The organism is Pseudomonas sp. TREG-RG-20F-10-E-6-01, from assembly GCF_022662455.1.
Classification (GTDB): domain Bacteria; phylum Pseudomonadota; class Gammaproteobacteria; order Pseudomonadales; family Pseudomonadaceae; genus Aquipseudomonas.
In genome coordinates, this window is the sequence record NZ_JAKNQP010000030.1 from 1 (window position 1) to 2,524 (window position 2,524).

1 protein-coding gene is annotated in these 2,524 nt (G+C 56.4%); it reads right to left on the bottom strand.

Annotation, left to right across the window (positions count from 1 at the left end; all coding sequences use genetic code 11):
• Window positions 1-2,524 (bottom strand): immunoglobulin-like domain-containing protein (locus L8K08_RS30090; protein WP_347341037.1); only part of this gene is annotated, 2,524 nt, incomplete at both ends.

Below are 2,524 nucleotides of genomic sequence, written 5' to 3' on the forward strand. Positions count from 1 at the left end.
AGCTGGAGTTTCGAAAACTACAGTTCCGCTGGACTTGCCCGCTTCGATATTGATCGTCTGACCGTTGCTCAGCGTGACCGTCACAGCGGTTTGCGCAGGGTTTGTCAGCGTAGCGGTGTAGGTAATGTTGCCGCCTTCAACAACCGATGGATCAGCCGTCAAAGTGACGGTAGTGGTGTCGATCGAGTCGGTGATGGTGGTGGTCGCTGGCGTAGGGTTGGTCGCCAGATTCTCGAAGTTGCCACCGGTAGCGTTGGTGATCGTCGTATTGACGGTCGAACCGTTGTTGTAAACGTCGTTGGCCGGAGTTTCGAAAACCACAGTTCCGCTGGACTTGCCCGCTTCGATGTTGATCGTCTGGCCGTTGCTCAGCGTGACCGTCACAGCGGTCTGTGCCGGGTTGGTCAGCGTGGCGGTGTAAGTGATGTTGCCGCCTTCAACGACGGATGGATCTGCCGTCAGAGTGACGGTGGTGGTGTCGATCGAATCGGTAATCGTGGTGGTCGCTGGCGCAGGATTGGTTGCCAGATTTTCGAAGTTACCGCCAGTGGCGCTGGTGATCGTCGTGTTGACGGTCGAACCGTTGTTGTAAACGTCGTTAGCCGGAGTCTCAAACACTACAGTGCCGCTGGACTTGCCGGCTTCGATGTTGATCGTCTGACCGTTGCTCAAGGTAACCGTCACAGCGGTTTGCGCTGGATTGGTCAACGTTGCGGTGTAAGTAATGTTGCCGCCTTCAACGACCGAAGGATCCGCCGTCAGGGTAACGGTAGTGGTATCAATCGAATCGGTGATCGTGGTGGTTGCTGGCGCTGGGTTGGTCGCCAGGTTCTCGAAGTTACCACCAGTGGCGTTGGTGATCGTCGTGTTGACGGTCGAACCATTGTTGTAGACGTCGTTTGCCGGAGTTTCGAAAACCACAGATCCGCTGGACTTGCCCGCTTCGATGTTGATCGTCTGGCCGTTGCTCAGCGTCACGGTTACCGCGGTTTGCGCTGGGTTGGTCAACGTGGCGGTGTAGGTGATGTTGCCGCCTTCAACGACCGATGGGTCCGCAGTCAGAGTGACGGTGGTGGTGTCGATCGAATCGGTGATGGTGGTGGTCGCTGGCGCAGGGTTGGTTGCCAGGTTTTCGAAGTTGCCACCGGTAGCGTTGGTGATCGTCGTGTTGACGGTCGAACCATTGTTGTAGACGTCGTTTGCCGGAGTTTCAAACACCACCGAGCCAGCAGATTTACCGGCCTCAATGACGATGGTCTGACCATTGCTCAAGGTGACCGTCACAGCAGTTTGTGCTGGATTGGTCAGCGTAGCGGTGTAAGTGATGTTGCCGCCTTCAACAACCGAGTTATCGGCAGTCAGAGTGACGGTGGTGGTATCGATCGAGTCGGTGATCGTGGTGGTTGCTGGCGCAGGGTTGGTTGCCAGGTTTTCGAAGTTACCGCCGGTGGCGCTGGTGATCGTGGTGTTGACGGTCGAGCCGTTGTTGTAAACGTCGTTAGCCGGGGTTTCGAAAACTACAGTTCCGCTGGACTTGCCCGCTTCGATGTTGATCGTCTGACCGTTACTCAGCGTCACGGTAACCGCGGTTTGCGCTGGGTTGGTCAGCGTGGCGGTGTAAGTGATGTTGCCGCCTTCAACGACCGATGGATCTGCCGTCAGGGTGACGGTGGTGGTGTCGATTGAATCGGTGATCGTAGTGGTGGCTGGCGCTGGGTTGGTTGCCAGGTTTTCGAAGTTACCGCCAGTGGCATTGGTGATCGTCGTGTTGACGGTCGAGCCGTTGTTGTAGACGTCGTTGGCCGGAGTTTCGAAGACTACCGAACCCGCAGACTTACCGGCTTCGATGACGATGGTCTGACCATTAGAAAGCGTCACAGTCACCGGAGTTTGCGCCGGGTTAGTCAGCGTAGCGGTGTAAGTAATGTTGCCGCCTTCAACGACCGATTGATCAGCCGTCAAAGTGACGGTGGTGGTGTCGATCGAATCAGTAATCGTGGTGGTCGCTGGCGCTGGGTTGGTCGCCAGGTTCTCGAAGTTACCGCCAGTGGCATTAGTGATCGTCGTGTTGACGGTCGAACCATTGTTGTAAACGTCGTTGGCCGGAGTTTCGAAAACCACAGATCCGCTGGACTTGCCCGCTTCGATGTTGATCGTCTGGCCATTGCTCAAGGTAACCGTCACAGCGGTTTGCGCTGGATTGGTCAACGTGGCGGTGTAAGTAATGTTGCCGCCTTCAACGACCGATGGGTCCGCCGTCAGGGTGACGGTGGTGGTGTCGATCGAATCAGTAATCGTGGTGGTCGCTGGGGCAGTACCTGGAACCAAGTTCTCAAAGTTACCGCCAGTTGCACTGGTAATAGTGGTGCTGACAGTCGAACCATTGTTGTAGACGTCGTTGGCCGGAGTTTCGAAAACCACAGTTCCGCTGGACTTGCCCGCTTCGATGTTGATCGTCTGGCCGTTGCTCAGCGTCACGGTTACCGCGGTTTGCGCAGGGTTGGTCAACGTGGCGGTGTAGGTG